Annotated in this window: 1 protein-coding gene and 1 pseudogene; both read right to left on the bottom strand. The window is 71.6% G+C overall.

The genetic code is table 11. The features are described from left to right. Positions 1-362, bottom strand: a pseudogene (locus ACGFX4_RS41360) (electron transfer flavoprotein subunit alpha/FixB family protein); the annotation flags it as partial. A gap of 27 nt (positions 363-389) precedes the next feature. Continuing rightward, positions 390-1,158: electron transfer flavoprotein subunit beta/FixA family protein (locus ACGFX4_RS41355; protein ID WP_393086400.1), on the bottom strand; the 769-nt coding region annotated here is incomplete at its 5' end.

Raw genomic sequence — 1,158 nt, 5'->3', positions numbered from 1 at the left:
TCGAGGTCGACGGCGTCGGTGATGAGGCCGGAGCCCAGGCGCAGGGCGGTGCGGGCGGCGATCTCCTTGCCCTCGCCGGAGGAGGTGACGAGGATCGCGGCCGGCTCCAGGGCCTTGGCGATCTGGGTGAGGGCGTCGACCTTGGGGACGACGAGCTGGGTGGTGAACTCGTCGGCGTCGGCGGTGTGGACGGTGGCGGCGCCGTACTCGGCGGCCTTGGCGGCGATCGCGGCGGTGTTGTCGCCGGCGCCGAGGACGACGGCGGCGGGGGTGCCCAGGCGGCGGGCGAGGGTGAGGAGTTCGAGGGCGGGCTTGCGGATCTGGCCGTCGGCGTGGTCGACCAGGACGAGAATCTCAGACATGACAGTGGTCTCCTGCGGGGGTCCTGGTCAGATGAACTTCTGGTCGGCGAGGAAGGTGGCGAGCTGCTTGCCGCCGTCGCCCTCGTCGGTGACGATCGTGCCCTTGGTGCGGGCGGGGCGGGCGGTGATCTGCTCGACCTTGGTCCAGGCGCCGGCGAGGCCGACGGTGTCGGCGTCGATGTCGAGGTCGTCGAGGTCGAGGGAGGCGACGGGCTTCTTCTTCGCGGCCATGATGCCCTTGAAGGAGGGGTAGCGGGCCTCGCCGGACTGGTCGGTCACGGAGATCACGGCGGGGAGCTGGGCCTGGATCTGCTCGGAGGCGGCGTCGCCGTCGCGGCGGCCGGTGACGGTGGTGCCCTCGACGGTGACCTCGGAGAGGAGGGTGGCCTGGGGGACGTTCAGGCGCTCGGCGAGGAGGGCGGGCAGGACGCCCATGGTGCCGTCGGTGGAGGCCATGCCGCACACGACGAGGTCGTAGCCGGTCTTGGTGAGGGCGGCGGCGAGGATCGCGGAGGTGGCGATCACGTCGGAGCCGTGGACGTCGTCGTCGTTGACGTGGACGGCCTTGTCCGCGCCCATCGACAGGGCCTTGCGCAGGGCGTCCTTCGCGTCGTCCGGGCCGACGGTCAGCACGGTCACCTCGGCGTCGCCCGACGCCTCGGCGATCCGCAGGGCCTGCTCGACGCCGTACTCGTCCAGCTCCGACAGAAGGCCGTCCACGCCCTCCCGGTCGGTGGTGGTGTCGTCCGCGAAGCGACGGTCACCAGTCGCATCGGGCACGTACTTCACACAGACA

It is taken from the genome of Kitasatospora sp. NPDC048365 (assembly GCF_043200835.1).
In the GTDB taxonomy this organism is placed as follows: domain Bacteria; phylum Actinomycetota; class Actinomycetes; order Streptomycetales; family Streptomycetaceae; genus Kitasatospora; species Kitasatospora terrestris.
This window is presented reverse-complemented; position numbering and strand designations above follow the sequence as displayed.